Source organism: Streptomyces sp. NPDC031225, assembly GCF_055570355.1.
The window spans coordinates 300,487-318,881 of the sequence record NZ_JBVIHJ010000004.1 but is presented as its reverse complement, the minus strand read 5'-3'; the positions used below and the strand labels follow the sequence as shown (position 1 = coordinate 318,881).

Below are 18,395 nucleotides of genomic sequence, written 5' to 3'. Positions count from 1 at the left end.
TTTCCGTCACCGTAATTCCCCCGTGAGTCGACCTTCGAAAGATCTCATTCAACCCTAACATGCACCCCCAATCAGTCCCCGAAGCTTTTCAGCTGTGATCGAAGTGCGGGAACGCCGCTCAGCAGGCCGGCACGTCCTACGCATCCGGCAGCCAGTAGGTCACCCGCGGCAGGCGAAAAGGACTTCGCCGTACGGCCCGCGGGTTCACCCACCGCGCGACGGACCGACCCGCTCGGCGCTCGGACGGCTGATGCGGGCCGGTCGTGCGGGCTCCACGGCACCTGGGGATCGTCCGCCTCCGATGTCCGCCGCTCCACGGCGAGTCGGCCCGACCGGGTGGGCCGTACGGGCGACTGCGCCCCGCCGTTCCTGCAGGCAGCCCTTCGCCTGCCTGTAGAAGGAGGCCATCGGCGCGTTCGCGCGGACGGCGGGTGGATCCGGGAGGGTCAGAGCATGAGCAGCGGTGCCTGGACCGGTGTGGCCGTCGCGGGCGTCACCGCCGCGTACGGGTTGTGCTCGCGTCGGCTGTCCTCGACGCCGCTGTCGGCGGCGATCGTGTTCGTCGGTTCCGGGATCCTCGTCGGGCCGGCTGTGCTTGGCATCGTCGACCTGAAGCGCGACGCCGAACCGATCATCGCGCTCCTCGAAGCCACCCTGACAGTGGTGCTGTTCACCGATGCCATGACGGTCCGCAGACGGGACCTGGTGACCGGCGGGTTTCTGGCGGGGCGTCTGCTGGGCATCGGACTGCCGCTGAGCCTCGGAGCGGGCTGGCTGCTCGCCTGGCTGCTGCTGCCCGGGTTGACGGTGTGGGAGCTCGCCCTCCTCGGCGCCATCCTCGTCCCCACCGACGACACGGCCCTCGAAAGGACCGCCGGCTCCGGTCCCCGTGGCCCGGCGCTCGTACGTCACGGTCTGCATGTCGAAAGCGGCCTGAACGACGGCATGGTGCTGCCCTTCTTCGTCCTGTTCCTGGCAGCCGTCCCGGGCACGCGGTACGCGGAGGAGGGCGTGACGGGTGTCCTCTGGCGCGCTCTCGTCCTGAGCACCGTGCTGGGTCTGCTGGTCGGTGGACTCGGCGGTCGGCTGCTGCAGTGGTCCCGGGCCAGGGGATGGGTTACGTGGGAGTGGCGGCAGGTCTACCCGCCGGCCGTCGCGGCAGCGTCGTACGGACTCGCCGTCGTGACGGACGGCAGCGGCTTCATCGCCGCCTGGGTCGCGGGATTCGCCTTCGGGTTCGCCCTGCGTCGCCACCGGGCCGGTGCCGAGCGGGAAGACCCGGACCGCACAGCGGAGTTCGCCGAGAACCTCGGACGGCTGCTCGCGTCGATCAGCCTCCTGATCTTCGGGGCGGTGCTGCTCGGTCCCGCGCTGGAGCACCTGAGCGGGCGGATCGTCGTGTACGCGGTGCTCAGTCTCACCGTCGTCAGGATGGTGCCGGTGGCCCTCTCGCTTCTGGGGAGCGGGCTGCGGCCCTTCACGGTGGTGTACGTCGGGTGGTTCGGGCCGCGCGGTCTCGCATCCGTCGTGCTGGCGTTGCTCGTGGTGGAGGAACATGTCCCCGGGGTGGAGCTGCTGGGCAGGGTGGTCGCGATCACTGTCGGTCTCAGCGTCCTCCTGCACGGCGTCTCGGCCGCACCCCTCGCCGAACGGTACGGCCGCTGGCACCAGCGAGCCGCGGCCGGCACCCGTGACCTGCGCGAGGGCGCACCCGTACCCGAGCGCCCCGCATCACGCGAGCAGTGAACGGCGTCGTCAGGACGTCAGGACCTTCTGCTTGGCGTGCTGGAACTCCGCCTCGGTGATCTCACCCTTGTTCTTGAGCTCGGAGAGCTTGATCAGCTCGTCCGCATCGCCCGTGCCCGTGCTTCCGACGGTTTCCCGGATGAACGCGTCGAGTTCGTCCCGCCGCGCCCTGGCGTGCTCCTGTTCGCGCCTGCCCATGCCGCGGCCCCGGGCGATCAGGTACACGAAGATGCCGAGGAACGGCATGACGATCAAGAAGAAGGTCCATCCTGTCTTCCCCAAGCCGCTGAGCGAGTCGTCGCGGAAGACATCCCCGATGACGCGGAACAGCAGAATGATCCACAGGACCCACAGGAAGATCCACATCAGCGTCCAGAACGCGCCCAGGAGCGGATAGTCGTAGGCCAGATCCAGGTTGTCGTTCATAGTCGTCCTCCTGCTGCCTCTGGTGTGCGTTACGGGGCCTCGCGGGGAACTCGGCCGACGTGTACGGCTTCGGTGAGCGCCCGGTCGAAGGCATCGCCGGTGCCGAGGTGGGCGGCGATGCCGATGCGGTCTCCGGAGCGGGCGCGGGCGAGAGCCGCGCCGCAGGGTTCACCCATGGCGCGCATGTCCCCGGGGACCATGAGCTGCGGTTCGGCGATGCCTTTCCGGTCCCGCAACTGGCGGATGCAGAAGTCGCGTTGGCGCCCGTCGATACCTGTGAGGCGTTCCCAGCCGAGGAAGATGTCGTTGGCCACCCGCAGGAGACGACGCCGCCCGGAGACGACCCGTTGGCCGTGGTGATCGTGGGCGCTCGCCCCGCGTACGGGGTCGGCACCGACCGGTCGGCTTCCTTCGCCTGGAGCAGCAGCGGAGCCTCGTCGTTCCTGCCGAGCAGCGGGCCGACGCCGCCGACCCTGCGGGCCATGTCGACGATCCGGTACCGCGGCAGCAGCCGGCGCCGGTCGGACCGCAGGTGCTGCAGCCGCCTGGTCAGCCATGACGCCACCTCCTGGGCGCAGCGGCCCTGTGGAGCATCTGCCCCGGACCGGGGCCCCGCGCCCATCCCACCGTTCCACACTCCGCACCGGCAGGCATCTCGGCCGACAGCGTTCCCGGCGACGGGACGGGACGGGACAGCCCGGGACGGGACAGCCTGTGAGGGAGCCGCCCCTCCGATCCCGCTCCCGATCCCGGTCCGTCGTACTAGGACCCCGTCGAACGGGGTTGCGTCTTCGGGATTCTGTGGGTGAAGAACATCGCCAGAAGAGCGGTGAGGGCGAGGATGGCGAGGGCGGCGCGCAGACCGTCGATCCTGGCGTCGGCGTTCGCGTCGAGTGCCGCCCGAGTCACCTCGGTGCTTGTGCCCGCTTCGGCGAGGGCGGCTTCGAGCTGGGCGTCCGACAGGAAGGGCGCGCCGCTCTGGAGCTCGACGGCAGCCTGGCTCCTGACGTCGGCGGGGACGGCCGGATCCTGGTCCACGGTGGTCAGGAACGAGGACGTGAGCGTGGCGATCAGAATCGACCCGGCGAGTGCCGTGCCCACCGATGCGCCGAGGTTGGTCACGGCGTTCTGCACGCCGCCGACCTCCGCGCTCTGCGCGTTCGGCACCGCGGACACGGCGACAGAACCGAGCTGCGACGCCAACGCTCCCATGCCGAGCCCGATCAGCAGGAGGGGGACGGTGACGACTGCGGCACCGGCATCCGTGTCGAGCGCGGCCATCAGGACCACCGCGCCCGCGAGCAGCGCGAGTACCCCGAGCCGCACCACCCGCCGCGGCGAGACGTCCGGGAAGAGACGCGGGATCAGGACCGCGGCCGCCAGCAGCGGCAGCGAGAGCGGCAGGATGCGGACACCGGTCGAGAGCGCGGACAGGCCCAGGGCGACCGACAGATAGAGCGGTACGACGAAGAACACGCCCATTTGCACGAGGTACTGGAAGAAGAACATCGTCAGCCCGCCGGTGAGCTGCTTGTTGTGCAGCATGGCCGGGTCGATGAGCGGCTCCCCGTGCCGTTCCACAACGCGGGCTTCCCAGCGGAGGAAGAGCCAGACCAGGAGCAGACCTGCCAGCATCAGCCACACGGCAAGGGAAACGCCGAGCCACGAAGGCGCGTCGGGCTTCGGCGTGAACCAGCCCCATTCGCTGGACCGCAGTACGCCGTAGACGAAGGCTCCCAGTCCCAGAGCGGACAGCATCGTGCCGACGAGATCGATGCGAGGACGTTTGTCGCTCGCGGCGTCGGTGATACGGCGGGCGGGCACGAGGACGCCGAGCACCACCAGGACTTCGCCGGCGAAGACCCAGCGCCAGGAGAAGTACGTTGTCGCGACGCCCCCGATCAGCGGCCCGAGCGCGATGGCCACGGCCCCTGCGGCGGCGACGAGTCCGTAGGCGGCGGGACGGCGTTCGGCGGCGAAGTTGCCGGCGACGAGTGCGACGATCGCGGGCAGGATGAGCGCCGCTCCGACTCCCTCGAGGAACGACCAGCCGAGCAGCAGCACCGGCAGGTTCGGTGCGAGTGCCGTGGTCAGGGAACCGCAGCCGTAGACGCCGCAGCCGATCATGAAGGCGCGTTTGCGGCCGATCAGCGCCCCGACTTTGCCGCCGGGAATCATGAGCATCGCCATGACCAGGGTGTAGGCCGTGATGGCTCCCTGGACACCCGTCACCGTCGTGCCGACGTCGTCGGCCACCGTCGCGATCGAGACGTTCATGACAGAGCTGTCGAGCGCCATCAGGAACTGACCGGCGGCAAGTGTCAGCAAAACGAGTCGGGCTGTCGCAGCGCTCTCAGAAATGCCCTCTCCGGGTGCCATGGGCGAATCGTCCCAGCCGCCTCGAAGAGCGATACCTGACCCGCCACCGAGGTCAACCGGTTGGCGGAGGTCTGGCCAGGCCTGCGTACGCGACGCTCGGTGAGCCTCGAACTCCTGACGCCGCCACTCGACCGCCTCCGGGTCGGCGCCAAGGACGGTGCCGAGGTCGGTGGCGAGCTGGGGCAGGGCTTCGATCGCCCCAAGACCACCGACCCCGAACCCGTACCCATGGAACAATAATCTACGGAAGTTGCTTCCATGGAATGGAAATGGTTGGCTGGATGCCGGATCGATGCGCAGCCCTTTGCCGCGGAGAGTCACCCATGTCGCCCTGCGGGGCGTGAGGAGTGAGTGTCATGACCGTTCCCCCCTTCAACTCGGTCGCCTGGTTCGAGTTCGGCACCGGTCAGCCGGAGAAGGTCAAGGAGTTCTACAGCGAGCTCTTCGACTGCAAGTACGTCCTCAACGCCGGCACCCCGGGCGTCACGTATCACTCAGTGATGACGCCGGGCGCCCAGCAGCCGGCGGGCGGTGTGTGGGAGTCGCAGGGTGACTTCGCCGACCACGCGATCTTCTACGTCGTCGTCCAGGACGTCGCCGTAACGGTCGAGCGTGCCGGGAAGCTGGGCGCCGAGGTGCTCATGGCGCCGGTCTCCGACTCCGCGGGCTTCCCCTTCGCCCGGCTGCAGGACACGGCGGGCAACCACTTCGGCGTGTTCTCCGCGCCCGCCCCGTGACCGGCCTCTGCGGGCTGCGCTTCCCCGTTCCACACCTGGAGGTCCGCGATGCCCGGCGCCGGCGTGACCGGCGAAGAACCCTGTCCGTCTCTACATCGGTCCGGCCACCGTGAGCGGGAGTACGGCGGGCTCGGGTTCGTCACCGACCCCACCCTCGACTCCACCGCTTCGGCCCCGTCGGCCCGGCCGCCCCTCTCGGCTTCACTCGACAGCCGCCACCCCGCCCAACGCACCCCAGGAGCAAGCCCCATGACCAGCACGAACATCGACATCGCCCGCACCTACTTCCAGGCCGTGCAGACGGGAGACATGGCCGCCCTCGGCGAACTCCTCGACGAGGCGATCGTCTGGCACCAGCCCGGCGCCAACCGGTTCTCCGGTGAGCACAAGGGCCAGGGAGCCGTTTTCCAGATGCTCGGCGGGATGATGGAGGCCAGCCAGGGCACCTTCGCCATCGACACGATCCACACGTTCATGGCCAACGGTGATCTCGTCACGGCCACCATCCACTTCAGCGGCCGTCGCGGCGACACGTCGATGAGCATGAGTGGTGTCGACCTCCTGCGTATCGCGGGCGGCAGGATCGCCGAGATGTGGCTCTTCTCCGAAGACCCGGCCGCCGAAGACGCCTTCTGGGGCTGAGCCCCTGGTGTCCCGGGGCTGACCCGGTCCCGGGGCACCCACGAGCCGCGATCCGTACCGAGGTGAAAGGCACCCCATGAGGAAGATGACCGAGCAGCAGTGGCGGGCGTTCGTCACGCACGGCACCCGCACCGGCAAACTGTCGACCGTCCGCGCCGACGGCAGCCCCCACGTGACACCGGTCTGGTTCCTCCTCGACGGCGACGACATGGTGCTCACCACGGAGAAGAACGGTGTCAAGGGCCGCAACCTCGCCCGCGACGGACGGTTCGCCCTCTGTGTCGACGAGGACCGGCCACCGTACGCCTTCGTCCTGCTCCAGGGACGCGCCGAGATCTCCGAGGCCCCCGACGGCATGCTTCGCTGGGGCGGCCTCCTCGGCGCCCGCTACATGGGCGAGGAGCGCGCCGAGGAGTACGCCGCGCGCAACGGTGGCCCCGGCAACCTCCTCGTCCGCGGGCGCATCGACAAGGTCATCGCCTTCGGCGGCATCGCCGACCGACCTGGGGGCCGTCAGGGCGGGCCGGACGAACTCAGGCGTCCGGCCCCATCGGCCCACGGGTACTTCGCAGTCCGTCACTCACGACGCCGGCCGGCCGCGCTGCTTCGGCGCCGGCATGTGCGCCGCCGGCGTCTGCCCGGCGGCCTTCCGCTCCGCGTCCAGGGCCCGTCCGGCTGCCCGCAACGTGCCGAGGACCGCGGTCACCTCGCGCACGGACTCCTCGGAGATCACCGACCCGATCCGCAGTTCCAGCTCGTCCTCGAAAACCCTCAGTGCTCCGTCCACCAGTTTCCGTCCCTCGGGCGTCAGCTCGACGATCGAGGAACGGCGGTCGTCCGGATTGGCACGCCGTGCACACAGGCCGGCCGACTCCAGACGGTCGACCACCTTGCTCGTGCCGCCCACCGTGATGGAGAACTCCTCGGCGATGTCCTGGATCCGTGACCCGGGCCGGCGCAACAGCAGGTGCAGCACCTCGAACGAGGTCAGCGGCAGGCCGTACTCGGCCCGCAACCGCCCCTCGATCCCACTCCACAGCTCGATCTCCATGGAGACCAGCTCCCGGTACAGCCGCTTCAGGTCAGCCATTACTCCTCTTCCGAAGAATTATCTTCCATGGATTGTTAATTGTAGGTTATTGGTCATCGACCTTCCCTCGCGCGGATTTGGGCTGCCGTCCAGGTCCCGGCCGAGCCGGTCTCGGTTCGCGGCCAGGTACCGCAGTGGCTCCACGGCTCCCGCTCCGGGTGTCCTCGGCTTCGACCGGCCGATGTACCGCTCCGGGTGGGTCCGGCCAGAAGTCGGTGGCATTTCGGAAGCGTCACAGGTCTTGTCACCAGGGCGGGCAACGTGCCAGTGTCCGGCCATGGTTACGTAACCATGGCCGGTTCACGCGGGTCCGAACACCCGTATCCGGACCCTGGTTCCTCACTGACCCGGACTCGGCTCAGGTGACGAACCCGCACTCCGCCCTCCGCGATTTCCGTCACTGGAGAACGACATGACCAAGACCCCGACGAGGTCGAGAAGACTGGCCAGTGTGCTCATGGCCGGCTTCGGCGCGACGCTCATGGTGCTGACCGCCCCCGGGTCCGCCCTCGCCCAGCAGGCCCCCGAGAGGTCGGCCACCTCGCAGGTGCAGGGGAAGCCCGCGCCGAAGGGCGGTACCAGTGACTTCCGCGGCGTGAACTGGGCGGACCCGCGCGACAACTACGCCAGTGACGCCGTCGTGCCGAGCGGGCTGAAGGTGACCGACAGCTACCGCACGGTGTACCGCACCACCGAGAAGATGGTGGGCGGATTCAAGAAGAACCTGGGCGCCAACACACTGCGACTGCCGATCAACCCGGCGTCCGTGGGCACCACCTGGTGGAAGTCGTACCGGGCGACGATCGACGCGGCCACGGCCAGCGGTGACAAGGTCATCGTCAGCTACTGGGAGGCCGACTCCAGCAAGGACGGGTTCGTCGACGACACGGCGGCCTGGACCAAGATGTGGAACACCGTGGTGCGGGAGTACAAGCACAACCCGCGGGTCTACTTCGAGCCGATGAACGAGCCGCACGGCTACACCCTGGACCAGTGGGTGTCCGTCACCAGCGGCTGGCTGGGCCGGCACAAGGACGTCCCGCGCGGCCGTGTCGTGATCAGCGGCACCGGCTACAACGACAACGTCACCGGTGTAGGCGCGGCCCCCGCACTGCGCGGAACGCTGCTGTCGCTGCACTTCTACGGCTTCTGGAACAGCTACACCAAGCAGTCCGACTGGACCGCCGACCTCGAAGCCCGACTCGGCAAGTACACCGGCCGGACCATCATCGACGAGGCCGGCTCCCCGATGACCATCGGCCTGAACTACGGCGCGTGGAACGGCAACATCTACACCTCGTACCTCGCGGCCGTGGCCAACACCGCCCGCAGCAAGGGGATGGGGCTCGTGTACTGGCCGGGGCTGCGCTTCGGCGACTCCTACTCGATCGAGTCCCTGGACTCCAAGGGCAACCTGGTGGACAACAGCGCCACCGGAGTCGCGCTGCTGCGCTGGGGCTACGGCTTCGGCAAGACCCCGCCCGTCAACGACCTGCCGCCCGCGCCTCCCGGTGAGGTCCTGCGCGGAGTGGGCTCGGGCCGCTGCGTCGACGTGCCCGGCTTCAGCACGACCAACGGCACCCAGCTCGACCTGTGGGACTGCAACGCCGGCGGCAACCAGACCTGGAACCTGAACGCGGACAAGCAGCTCACCGTCTACGGCAACAAGTGCATGACGGTCGGAGGCACCGGAGCCACGGCGGGTGACCCCGTGGTCATCACCGACTGCACCGGTGCGGCGGCACAGCAGTGGAACGTGAACGCCGACCTCTCCGTGACCAGTGTCGCCAACCCGGCGCTCTGCCTGGACGCCGCCGGAGCGGGCACCGGCAACGGCACGTCGGTCGACGTCTGGTACTGCAACGGCAGCACCAACCAGCAGTGGGCCAGGAGCTGACACCCGCACCTGTTTCCCCCCGTTCACTGAATCGAGCAACGAACCGTCAGCGCCGTCGCGCTTCGCCTTACGGCGAGGCCGGCGGCGCTTCGGCATTCGCGTGTACCACCCCTGAATCTCCGGCCGAAGTCGCGGAGACATCGCCTGCGGCGGACAGTCATTTCGGCGGACAGTCATTCGCACCGAGCGGCAACCTTTTTCGAATCGGCTACCACCGAAGACAGATCCGGTGGCCTCGCCCTGAGAAAGGCACGGGCTGTGGGGGCGGTCGTCGGTCGTCGCACGGAAGAACCTGTGATCAAGGAGATCTGTCGCATGAGCGATATGAGTGACAAAAGCCCGGACCGGCAGGGCGCAGCAGCGGCCGGGCCGGCCCGTGGGCGTCATCGGCGGAGGTGGACCGCGACCGGACTGCTGATCGGCGTACCCGCTGTCCTGGGGCCCTTTCTGTTGTTCTCCCAGCCCGGTTCGGAGGCGGCGACGATTGATGCCGCCACCTACTACCACCTGATATCTGTGCACAGCGACAAGGCGCTGGACGTAAATGGGAATTCCATCGCAGACGGTGCGGGGGTCATCCAGTATCAGGACAACGGCGGCAAAAACCAGGAATGGCGGCTGAAATCCACTGGCGACGGCTACTACGAGTTGGTCAACCACAACAGTGGCAAGGTGCTGGAGGTCGAGGACGCCTCGACGGCGGACTTCGCCGCGGTCCAGCAGGGGACCGACTCCGGAGCCGCGAACCAGCAGTGGCAGATCGATGACGTGACCGGCGGTGCCGTCAAGATCGTGTCGCGCAACAGCGGCAAGGTGCTGGACGTCATGTCCGCCTCCGCGGCGGACGGTGCGGCGATCATTCAGTACCACGACACCGGAGGCGACAACCAGCAGTGGCAGTTGGAGCCGGTGGCCGGCGCCGGTACGCCGTCGCCGAGCCCCTCGGCGACGACTCCGCAGCCCAGCCCCACCCCGAGTACCACCACCGAAGCCGACCCGGTGCAGCAGGTGCTCACCACGATCAACCAGGCCCGGGAGACGGCCGGTCTGCCGGACTACTCGATCACTGACGGTCTGAACCGCAGTGCCGCCGCGCACACCGCCGTGATGGCCGGCGGATGCGGTCTGTCCCACCAATGCCCGGGCGAGGCCGCGTTGGGGGCCAGGGAGACGGCCGCGGGCGTGAAGTGGACAGCGGCGGGCGAGAACATCGGTGAGTCCGACGGCGTCAGCGCCGACAGTGAAGCCATCGCCCGGGCGGCGGTCGACCTCACCCAGCAGATGCTCGCCGAACAGCCGCCGAACGACGGCCACCGGCGCAACATCCTCAGTTCCACGTTCGCGCACGTCGGCATCTCGGTGGTCCGGGACGCGAACGGGACCGTCTGGATGACGCAGGACTTCTCCAAATAGCCTCCTGCGCATCACACTTGCCGACCCGCGTCGGCTCCGGGGTTCTGCGGGACATCGTCAGACGGTGGCGCCGGTTGTCCGGATGACGGAGCCGCCGTTGACGACGAGTCGGACCCTCGCCAGGAAGAACCGCATCAGCCGCTGACCCGGTGCGTGGACGTCGGTCCGGCCGGTTCAGCGGTCGTCGAGCAGCCCGGCGTCGTGCGCGAGGACGGCGGCCTGTACGCGGTTGGCGCAGCCGGTGCGGGTGAGGATCCGGCTGATGTGCGCCTTGACCGTGCCGGCGCTCAGATACAGCTGGTCGGCGATCTCCGCGTTGGACAGGCCCGTCCCGAGCAGTCGCAGCACATCCCGTTCGGCCGGGGTCAGCTCCTCGGTCCTGCGCAGGGCGGCCTCGGTGTCCCGGCCGGACCGCACGTGCCGTTCCAGCAGCTGACGGGTGATCCGGGGAGCCAGTACCGGCTCGCCCCTCGCGGCGAGTTGCACGGATCGGATCAGCTCGGCGGGGCCGGTGTCCTTGAGGAGGAAACCACTGGCCCCGGCGCGCAGGGCGCGCGTCACGCTCGCTTCCTCACCGAACGCCGTCAGCATCACGACGCAGGTACGGGGGGAGAGCCGGGCGATGTCCTCCGCGGCGGCGATGCCGTCCTTGGACGGCATCTGGATGTCGAGCAGGGCCACATCGATGACCTGGGCCCGGCAAGTCTCGACTGCCTCCCGGCCGTCGCCCGCCTCGGCGACCACCTCGATGTCCCCGGCGTTCTCCAGGATCAGCCGGATTCCCGCGCGCATCAGCGCCTCGTCGTCGGCGACCAGGACTCGGATCATCAGCTCATCCTAGAGCCGCTCGCCCCAGGGCCGTTCATCCCAGAGCCGTTCCCAGGGGCGTTCAGCGCAGGGCCGCGTTCGCCAGCAGCAGGATCAGGAAGGCGACCGTCGGCAGGACCACGAGCAGTGCAAGGCAGCCCGATCCGAGGACCCGCGGCCAGGTCAGGATCTCGTCCGGCAGCGGGGCACGCGCCCCTCTCGGTTCGGTGCCGTCGGCCACGAGGAGGTCCGTGCCCCGAAGGGGTTCGGGAGAACCCCGGCCCGCCGCCCCCGGGAGCACGGAGTGTTCGTGCATGCCGCTGCCCCGAGTCGGCAGCCAGGCCGCCATGCGGAAGCCACCGCCCGGCAGGGCACCCGCCTCGAACGTGCCGCCGAGCAAGGAGATCCTCTCCCGGCAGCCGGCCAGACCGCTGTGGTTTCCTCCCTGGGACCGGCCCGCCGCGCGGGGTGCCTCATTGGTGACGGACACCTCGATCCCGCTGTCCGTGCCCCTGACCGCCACCCCGGTGGGCGCGCCGGACGCGTGCTTCAGCGCGTTCGTCAGCCCCTCCCGGACCACTCGGTGGATCGCCTGTCGTGCACGGAGTCCCACCTCGGCCTGATCGGGAAGGGACCAGTCCAGCTCGACGACGCTGCCCGTCCGCCGGGATTCGGTGACCAGAGCGCTGATGTCCTCCCGCGTCCCCGTCTCGTCCGCGGCTCTGCCCGTCGGATCCGTGATGTCCTCGAACCGCAGGACGCCGAGGATCTCGCGCAGTTCGCCCATGGCCGTACCGGCGGTCGTGCGCAACAGCTCGGCCTGCCCGACGAGGGCGGGTGCCTGCCGCGCGGCCGCGAGTTCCAGCGCCCCGGCGTGCACCGAGATCAGGCTCAGCCGATGGCCCAGGAGATCGTGCATCTCGCCCGCGATCCGGGTCCGTTCCTCCAGCCGGGCCGTCGCGGCGGTCAGTGCGCGGGCCTGTTCCAGATAGGCGTTGCGTTCCCGAAGCAGGCTGACCAGGGGCCGCCGCCGACCCCACAGGGTTCCTGCCAGGGCGGGCAGCACAAGCAGCAGAACCGCCGAAACCGCGTTGTCGGCCAGTTCCGACGCCAGGTCCCCGGGCCGGAACAGAACGCGGGCGACGGTCAGCACGCCGACGGCGGCACAGGCCACCCCGACGAGCTGCCACACACGCCGCGGCGGCCCCATACGACGGGTGGCGGACAGGACGACCAGCGGCGCCACCGCCAGCGTCCACACGTTGTCACCCACGACCAGGGGAGCGGACCCCAGGACCGCGACGATCGGCCGCCCGCGCCGAGCGGGCACGAGCAGGGTCGCCCACAACGCCTCCAGGACGGCCGCCGCCGGCCGGTGCGGGGGTGCCAGCAGCAGCGGTGTCAGACAGAAGGCCGCCGTCAGGGCACACAGCAGTGACTCGACGACGACCGTACGGCGTTCGGCGGCACGCACCGAGAGCCAGCTCGCGGCCGCCTCATGGCGCAGCCACCGTGGCGCACCCGTCAGCGTGCGCCACAGCCGTACGGACGGGCTCGACAGCCCTGTGTCTTCGGACGCCTGACTCACGATCTCCCTTTGCTCGTCACAGCGGTTCCTTCGGAAGAGACGGTAGTCACGACGGCGGTTGTCGCGCGCCGGACCCCGGGTGTCATGCGCCCAGCCCAAGGCTCAACTCCCGCCGCAACGCGGCGACATCGACCTGGGCGGCGGTCAGCAGTCGTACGACCGTGGCGTGGGCGTCCGGGTCCGACGCCGGCGCGTCGAGCAGGGCGGTCAGCAGGTGGACCGTGCCGACCGTGGGCGAGCCGTGCTCAGCGGCCGACAGCCGCGCCACCGCCATGACCCGGTCGGCGGCGGCGGACGGACGTACCGTGCCGCTCTCGGGAACACCTGCGGCAGGGACTACCGGAGCCGAAGTGCCCACGGGAGCCGGGTCGTTCGTCCAGGCAAGGGATACGAGAGAGGACTGCCGTACCCCGTGCCGACGCATCAGGGCCGGGGCGGAGTTGGCCTTCGCCAGACTCGCGGGAAGCGAGCGCCCGGCCAGGAACAGGGCCCGGTCCAGGGCCAGTGTCCCGAGCAGGAGATCGAGCGGTTCCACCGAGGCGCGCCCGTTCCGTACGGCCTGCCGCATTGCCTCGACGGACACCGCGAACAGGACCGGTGAGCCGTTCACGGAGCTTCCGGCGGTCCACGAAGTCACGGCGCGGGTGAGGCGGTTACCGCTCTTGCCCAGCGTTCCGGCTCGTCGGAGAAGGGTGACGCCGCGGGATTCCGGTCCCTCGGTCCGTGCCGAGGCGCTCGCGTCCACCGCATCCAACGCCCTTGCCGCGGCGGAGAGTTCCAGTCGCTGCAGCGTCATGGCCTCCCGTGCCCGGCTGCCCGGCAGTTCCAGCAGGGCACGGGCAACATGCCGACAGCGCACGGAGATCACTCCCTCGGCGCGGGCCGACCTGAGCGCGAGCAGCAGACACGCGTGCAGCGCTCCGGTCATCCCGGGCACCACCTGGCCGCTTTCCGGGGCCGATCCGCGCACACCGAGGCCGTGACGCCACCGGGCCTCACGCCAGGCGGCAGCGATCTCCTTCTCATCGGCCCCCCGTTGGGCGACCTCACCGGTGCCGGCTGTGACCGGCACACCGCGCACCTCGTCGTCGCTCACCCAACCGAGGCCCGCCCGGCCGGCGATGAGACCACTGAGCGACCCTGACCTCCGCATCCCGGGAGCGAGCGCCTCACCGGCGTCAGTGCCCCCGGACACGAGCTCCCCGAGCAGGGTGTCCGTCCCCACGACCGGCAACTCGCACCTGACCGCACGGCGCAGTGTTTCCACGAGCAGGTCCATGACGTCCGGCTCGAACTCCGTTGCCGCCCCGATCACGGCTGTGCCGTCGTCGGCGTGGGCTCCGGTCATCTCCTGCTGTTCCATCAGCGTTCCCCTCACAGCGCGGTGGCCTGGTCACAAGGACGCTAGGCGCGCCTCCCACGTCACCGCGACGGCCGATCGTCCGGACCGCCGGTCCGATCGGCCAGGCTGTCGCCGGCTGCCTGCCCCCGCGGGGGATCGCGGCCGCCAAGTTGCGGCGGAGGCCACACCGCGGGGCGCGCACTCGCGCGGGGCCGGGGCGAGCGTGGCCCGCCGGATGCGGCGAGCGGTGTCGTGCGCGGTCAGGCGGTCACCGGCAGGCGGGATGCGCGCCGTCCGGGAGAACCCGTGCGACGGGTCCCGCCTGGGGTCAGGGGGCGTCCAGCAGGCCGGCGAGCAGCTGGAGCCGTTCGGCGTCGGGGCCGCCCTCGACGGCGGTGTAGACGACCATCATCGGGCCGGGAGTTCCCGGCAGCGGGTAGGCGTCCCAGTCCAGGTTCAGCTCCCCGACCAGCGGGTGGTCGACGCGCATCCGGCCGCGCGTCGTCTCCAGCACGTCGTGGCGGGCCCACAGCGCCGCGAACTCGTCGCTGCGGACGGCGAGTTCACCGACGAGTTCCACGGCGCGCGGGTGCCCCGGATCGGCGGCGACCTGGGCGCGCAGCATCCCGGTCAGCTCGGCGACGGTGGCGGCCCGTTCCGGACAGGTCTGGTCGGCTTCCGGGTGCAGCAGGAGGGACAGCAGGTTCCGTTCCGCCACAGGCAGCCGGGTGAACTCGCCGAGCAGCGCGCCGGCCAGCGGACTCCAGGCCAGTACGTCCAGGTAGCGGCCGACGACCAGTGCGGGCGAGGGCATGGTGCGCAGCAACCGCTGTGTGGTGTCCGGTACTTCCTCGGGTTCGTACCGGCGCGGGGCACGGGCCGGTGTGCGCGCGGCGGCGGCGAGGCTGTGCAGGTGGCGCGTCTCCTCGGCAGAGAAGTCGAGTGCGCGGGCGAGGGCGTCCAGGACCTGTTCGGAGGGACGCACGTCCCGTCCCTGCTCCATGCGCTGGTAGTAGTCCGAACTCACCCCTGCCAGCAGGGCCAGTTCCTCGCGCCGCAGCCCGGCGACGCGCCGCCTCGGGCCGGGTTCGAGGCCGACGTCCTCCGGCCGCAGCCGGGTTCGGCGGGTCCGCAGGAATTCGGCGAGTTCGCGTCGCGGATCGTCGGCCGGCGCGAGGGGGGAGTCGGTCACGGCGCCAGTATGCCTCCGGCGCCGCACGGGAGGGTGGGTCTGCCGGTCCCAGGAAAAGGCGAACGACCGTGATGCGGCGAGCGGGCACCAGTATCGGTCCCGCAGCAGCCGACAACGGAGGGAACAGCGACATGAGGACCGCGCAGATCACGAGTTACGGTGCACCGGACGTCCTGCGGATCAACGAGGTCGACCGCCCCGCTCCCGGTGCAGGCGAGGTCCTGGTTTCGGTCGAGGCGTCCAGCGTGAACGGACACGATGTGATCGTCCGCGCCGGGGAGCTGAAGATGGTGTCGGGGCGCCGCTTCCCGATCGGGGCGGGGCTGGACTTCGCGGGCGTCGTCGTCGGGACCGGCGCCGATGTCGAGGGTTACCGGGCGGGGGACCGGGTGTGGGGCATGGTGCATCCCCGTCAGCGGCACACCACCGCGGGGGCGGCCGAGTACGTCGTCGTCCCCGCGGACCGGATCGCGCCCGCCCCCGCGGACCTCTCACCGACCGACGCGGCCTCCCTGGTCGTGACGGGCGCCACGGCGCTGATCGCGCTGCGCGACAGCGTGCACCTCGCGGGCGGGGAACGGGTCCTGGTGCGGGGCGCGGCCGGCGGCGTCGGCACCGCCGCCGTGCAACTGGCGCACGCGCTGGGTGGCCATGTGACCGCGCTGGCCCGCGACCGCCACGCCCCGCTGCTCACCGATCTCGGTGCCGACGAAGTCCTCGACCAGGGCTCCACCACCTCGGACCGGATCGGACCGTTCGACGTCGTCGTCGACACCGTCGGCTCGGAACTGCACTGCTACCGACGCCGGTTGACCAAGGGGGGCCGGATGGTGACCGTCGGCCTGTCGGCCACCGCCCTGGCCGCCATCGCCGCGTCGAGCGTGTACGGCTCCCGCCGTATCCGCACCTTCAGCGCCAATCCGGACTCCGCGGTGCTGCGCGACCTGGCCGGCCACGTCACGTCGGGTGCGCTACGACCTGTCGTGCACGGCGTGTACCCGCTCGCGGACATCGCCGCGGCGCACGAGGCGTTCGAGCGCGGCGGCGTCGTGGGCAAGCACGTGGTCGCGGTGTCGGCGTAGGGCCGAGGCCGTCGATGTTCGCTCGACGCCGACAGCGGGCCACTCCCACCGACCGCGCCTCGACCAGAGCCTCCGGCGCGGCTTCGCCGTGAGTGGGCCGTGGCACTCGCGGAGCCGGCTGAACTGCGGCACGCCGTTGGACGGCGCATTCGGTGGCGACCACCCATGTGCACCGGTCGACCGGCCATGCCCTGACCGTTCGTCATGCCCCCTGCCCCGGATCGGATGGCGTGCCGGGCCCCGGACTTTCCTGCACGGCTCCGTGCACATGCCGAGTCATCACGTTCGAGGAGGAGCCGTCGGCCGGTCCGGTACGCGACATGGGTCACACCGTGCGCTGTTCAGGCGCACGGCGTGACCCACGGGCTGTTCGGGCTTCGGCGTCAGCCAAGCAGCTTGGCCGCCAGCGTGGCCGCGTTGTACGAGCCCCAGCCGGTGGTGAAGTCCCAGCCGGTGGCGGACGAGTAGGCGCCGTTGCTGCCGCTGGTGATGTCGTGGAAGCCGGTGCCGGAGGCGGTGTAGAGGGCCGGGTTGGCGAAGCCGAGGTTGGCCTTGCCCGCCGCCGCTGCCTGCTGGTTGTAGAGGGCCGCGAACGCCGCCCACTCGGGGGCCGCCGCGCTGGTGCCGCCCACCGCGGACCAGGAGCCCTGCGAGTAGATCGAGACGCCGGGGCTCGGGTTGGCGTGCGCCGAGACGTCCGGCACCTGGCGGAAGCCGCCGCCCGCGGTCTTCTGCACCGCGGTCTGCCAGCTGGGGATCTTGAAGACGGAGGACTTGCCGCCACCGCCGCCGGACCAGGCCACCTCCTTGCTGAACGCGTTCGCCGAGGTGACCGTCAGCTTGGTGCCGCCGACGCCCGTGACGTACGGGTCGCTGGCCGGGTAGTCGACGGTGGTGGTGCCGTCGCCCGCGTCGTCGGAGCCGTCGTCGCCGGAGGCCGCGTAGAAGCCGAGGCCCTGAGCGGCGCCCGCCTTGAAGACGGCGTCCACGGCGTTGATGTTGGAGGTGGTGCGGGCGCTCTCGGAGGCGCCCCAGCTGATCGACGTGGTCGGGATGCCGCTGTCGACGATGGCCTGGTAGGTGTCGACCTCACCGGCGTCGGAGTTGGGACCCTCGAAGACGGTGACGTTCGCCTTGGGGGCGATCGCGTGCAGGACCTCGATGTCCAGCTCGACCTCCACCTGACCGTCACCGAGCGCGCCCGAACCGCCGTCCACCTTGGACACGGTCGGAGTGGGCGAGCCCAGGCTGTAGTTGGTGTCGTACTTGGTGATGTTGGCCTGCTGGAAGCCGTCGAACTCCAGCAGCGCGATCTTCTGGCCGCTGCCGGTGTACGTGCCGGAGACGTTGTAGCCGCCCTTGAGCTGGGCCGGGGTGTAGCCGCCGCCCGGTCCGTTGCGCGGCGCGACGGTGTGCGGGGTGGCCTGGTGGTGGAGCTGGACGCGGTTGTTGAGGCCGGCCACGTCGCTGACCAGGGAGGCGATACCGGACGGCAGGGTCGGTGCGCTGTCGTTGGCGTAGAAGGAGCGGCCGGACGCCTTGTCCTTCCAGGTCGACAGCCTGGTGCCGAAGGCCTTCTGCAGCTGGGCGGCGGTGCCGGTGGCGTCGACCAGGAGGTTGCCCGAGTGGACCTTGCCGACGGTCAGGCCCTGCTCCCGCAGGTACTCCTTGAGCTGCTTGACCTCGGCGTCGGTGCGGCCGAAGCGGGCCGCGAACCCCGCCTTGGAGAGGTAGTGGCCGTAGGAGGACGAGTGCGGGTCGCTGACCTTGGCTATGAAGGTGTCGAGCGCCGTGCCCCCTCTGGGGGCCAGACTGATCGCCACGGGGATCCGCTTCCCGGCCGCGACCGAACCGGTGCGCTTCGCCTGCTTGCCCAGGCCCTTCACGACGTCTCCTGCGACGGCCGCGCGGGTGGTGTGCGGCACCGCGGCGTTCGCCGCGTAGGCGGCGGGGACGGCCGCGGCGAGCAGGGCCGGCACGGTGACCAGACCGAGCAGTTTCAGACGAGACTTCACTGTGGTCCTCCGGAGAGTGGGGGGATGTCCCGGAAGCGG

At 70.3% G+C, this 18,395-nt stretch carries 15 protein-coding genes and 2 pseudogenes; 8 read left to right on the top strand and 9 right to left on the bottom strand.

From position 1 onward, the window contains the following. Positions 1 to 453 precede the first annotated feature (453 nt). Positions 454 to 1,746, top strand: coding sequence for a cation:proton antiporter domain-containing protein (locus tag ACZ48Z_RS08985; RefSeq protein WP_468735124.1), 1,293 nt, complete (start codon positions 454 to 456; stop codon positions 1,744 to 1,746). A gap of 9 nt (positions 1,747 to 1,755) precedes the next feature. On the opposite strand, the gene ACZ48Z_RS08980 is transcribed toward ACZ48Z_RS08985, so the two are convergent. The 3 genes and pseudogenes from ACZ48Z_RS08980 to ACZ48Z_RS08970 all read right to left on the bottom strand — a co-directional run bounded on the left by ACZ48Z_RS08980 (position 1,756) and on the right by ACZ48Z_RS08970 (position 4,551). Beyond that, positions 1,756 to 2,172, bottom strand: coding sequence for an SHOCT domain-containing protein (locus ACZ48Z_RS08980; protein WP_468735123.1), 417 nt, complete (start codon positions 2,170 to 2,172; stop codon positions 1,756 to 1,758). A gap of 29 nt (positions 2,173 to 2,201) precedes the next feature. Next, positions 2,202 to 2,704, bottom strand: a pseudogene (locus ACZ48Z_RS08975) (DUF2252 family protein); the annotation flags it as partial. Between the two features lie 230 nt (positions 2,705 to 2,934). Further along, positions 2,935 to 4,551, bottom strand: coding sequence for an MFS transporter (locus ACZ48Z_RS08970; RefSeq protein WP_468735122.1), 1,617 nt, complete (start codon positions 4,549 to 4,551; stop codon positions 2,935 to 2,937). 99 nt (positions 4,552 to 4,650) lie between these two features. On the opposite strand from ACZ48Z_RS08970, the gene ACZ48Z_RS08965 reads away from it, so the two are divergent. The 4 genes and pseudogenes from ACZ48Z_RS08965 to ACZ48Z_RS08950 all read left to right on the top strand — a co-directional run. Continuing rightward, complete coding sequence (locus ACZ48Z_RS08965) at positions 4,651 to 4,791, top strand: hypothetical protein (RefSeq protein ID WP_468735121.1); 141 nt, start codon at positions 4,651 to 4,653, stop codon at positions 4,789 to 4,791. Positions 4,792 to 4,907: 116 nt separating this feature from the next. After that, positions 4,908 to 5,288, top strand: a complete 381-nt coding sequence (locus tag ACZ48Z_RS08960; protein ID WP_468735120.1) for a VOC family protein — start codon at positions 4,908 to 4,910, stop codon at positions 5,286 to 5,288. A gap of 249 nt (positions 5,289 to 5,537) precedes the next feature. Beyond that, positions 5,538 to 5,930: a nuclear transport factor 2 family protein gene (locus tag ACZ48Z_RS08955; protein ID WP_468735119.1), complete on the top strand. Its 393-nt coding sequence runs from the start codon at positions 5,538 to 5,540 to the stop codon at positions 5,928 to 5,930. A gap of 76 nt (positions 5,931 to 6,006) precedes the next feature. Continuing rightward, positions 6,007 to 6,429 (top strand): annotated as a pseudogene (locus tag ACZ48Z_RS08950) (PPOX class F420-dependent oxidoreductase); the annotation flags it as partial. Positions 6,430 to 6,510: 81 nt separating this feature from the next. Here the strand turns inward: ACZ48Z_RS08950 and ACZ48Z_RS08945 are convergent. After that, a complete protein-coding gene (locus ACZ48Z_RS08945) occupies positions 6,511 to 7,020 on the bottom strand; it encodes a MarR family winged helix-turn-helix transcriptional regulator (RefSeq protein ID WP_468735118.1) in 510 nt (169 codons plus the stop codon). A gap of 412 nt (positions 7,021 to 7,432) precedes the next feature. On the opposite strand from ACZ48Z_RS08945, the gene ACZ48Z_RS08940 reads away from it, so the two are divergent. Together ACZ48Z_RS08940 and ACZ48Z_RS08935 are read left to right on the top strand one after the other, a co-directional pair. Further along, positions 7,433 to 8,917 carry a ricin-type beta-trefoil lectin domain protein gene (locus tag ACZ48Z_RS08940; protein WP_468735117.1) on the top strand — a complete coding sequence of 495 codons (1,485 nt, stop codon included), beginning with the start codon at positions 7,433 to 7,435 and terminating at the stop codon, positions 8,915 to 8,917. A gap of 315 nt (positions 8,918 to 9,232) precedes the next feature. Further along, positions 9,233 to 10,330: an RICIN domain-containing protein gene (locus ACZ48Z_RS08935; RefSeq protein WP_468735116.1), complete on the top strand. Its 1,098-nt coding sequence runs from the start codon at positions 9,233 to 9,235 to the stop codon at positions 10,328 to 10,330. A gap of 174 nt (positions 10,331 to 10,504) precedes the next feature. On the opposite strand, the gene ACZ48Z_RS08930 is transcribed toward ACZ48Z_RS08935, so the two are convergent. The 4 genes from ACZ48Z_RS08930 to ACZ48Z_RS08915 all read right to left on the bottom strand — a co-directional run bounded on the left by ACZ48Z_RS08930 (position 10,505) and on the right by ACZ48Z_RS08915 (position 15,259). Then, positions 10,505 to 11,158: a response regulator gene (locus tag ACZ48Z_RS08930; RefSeq protein ID WP_468735115.1), complete on the bottom strand. Its 654-nt coding sequence runs from the start codon at positions 11,156 to 11,158 to the stop codon at positions 10,505 to 10,507. Positions 11,159 to 11,219: 61 nt separating this feature from the next. Further along, complete coding sequence (locus tag ACZ48Z_RS08925) at positions 11,220 to 12,725, bottom strand: sensor histidine kinase (protein WP_468735114.1); 1,506 nt, start codon at positions 12,723 to 12,725, stop codon at positions 11,220 to 11,222. 82 nt (positions 12,726 to 12,807) lie between these two features. Then, complete coding sequence (locus tag ACZ48Z_RS08920; protein WP_468735113.1) at positions 12,808 to 14,088, bottom strand: hypothetical protein; 1,281 nt, start codon at positions 14,086 to 14,088, stop codon at positions 12,808 to 12,810. 307 nt (positions 14,089 to 14,395) lie between these two features. Beyond that, positions 14,396 to 15,259, bottom strand: a complete 864-nt coding sequence (locus ACZ48Z_RS08915) for a helix-turn-helix transcriptional regulator (RefSeq protein WP_468735112.1) — start codon at positions 15,257 to 15,259, stop codon at positions 14,396 to 14,398. A gap of 131 nt (positions 15,260 to 15,390) precedes the next feature. On the opposite strand from ACZ48Z_RS08915, the gene ACZ48Z_RS08910 reads away from it, so the two are divergent. Then, positions 15,391 to 16,341 (top strand): NAD(P)-dependent alcohol dehydrogenase, encoded by a 951-nt coding sequence (locus ACZ48Z_RS08910; RefSeq protein ID WP_468735111.1) that lies wholly within the window; start codon positions 15,391 to 15,393, stop codon positions 16,339 to 16,341. Between the two features lie 383 nt (positions 16,342 to 16,724). On the opposite strand, the gene ACZ48Z_RS08905 is transcribed toward ACZ48Z_RS08910, so the two are convergent. Further along, positions 16,725 to 18,356: a S53 family peptidase gene (locus ACZ48Z_RS08905; RefSeq protein ID WP_468735110.1), complete on the bottom strand. Its 1,632-nt coding sequence runs from the start codon at positions 18,354 to 18,356 to the stop codon at positions 16,725 to 16,727. Positions 18,357 to 18,395 lie beyond the last annotated feature (39 nt).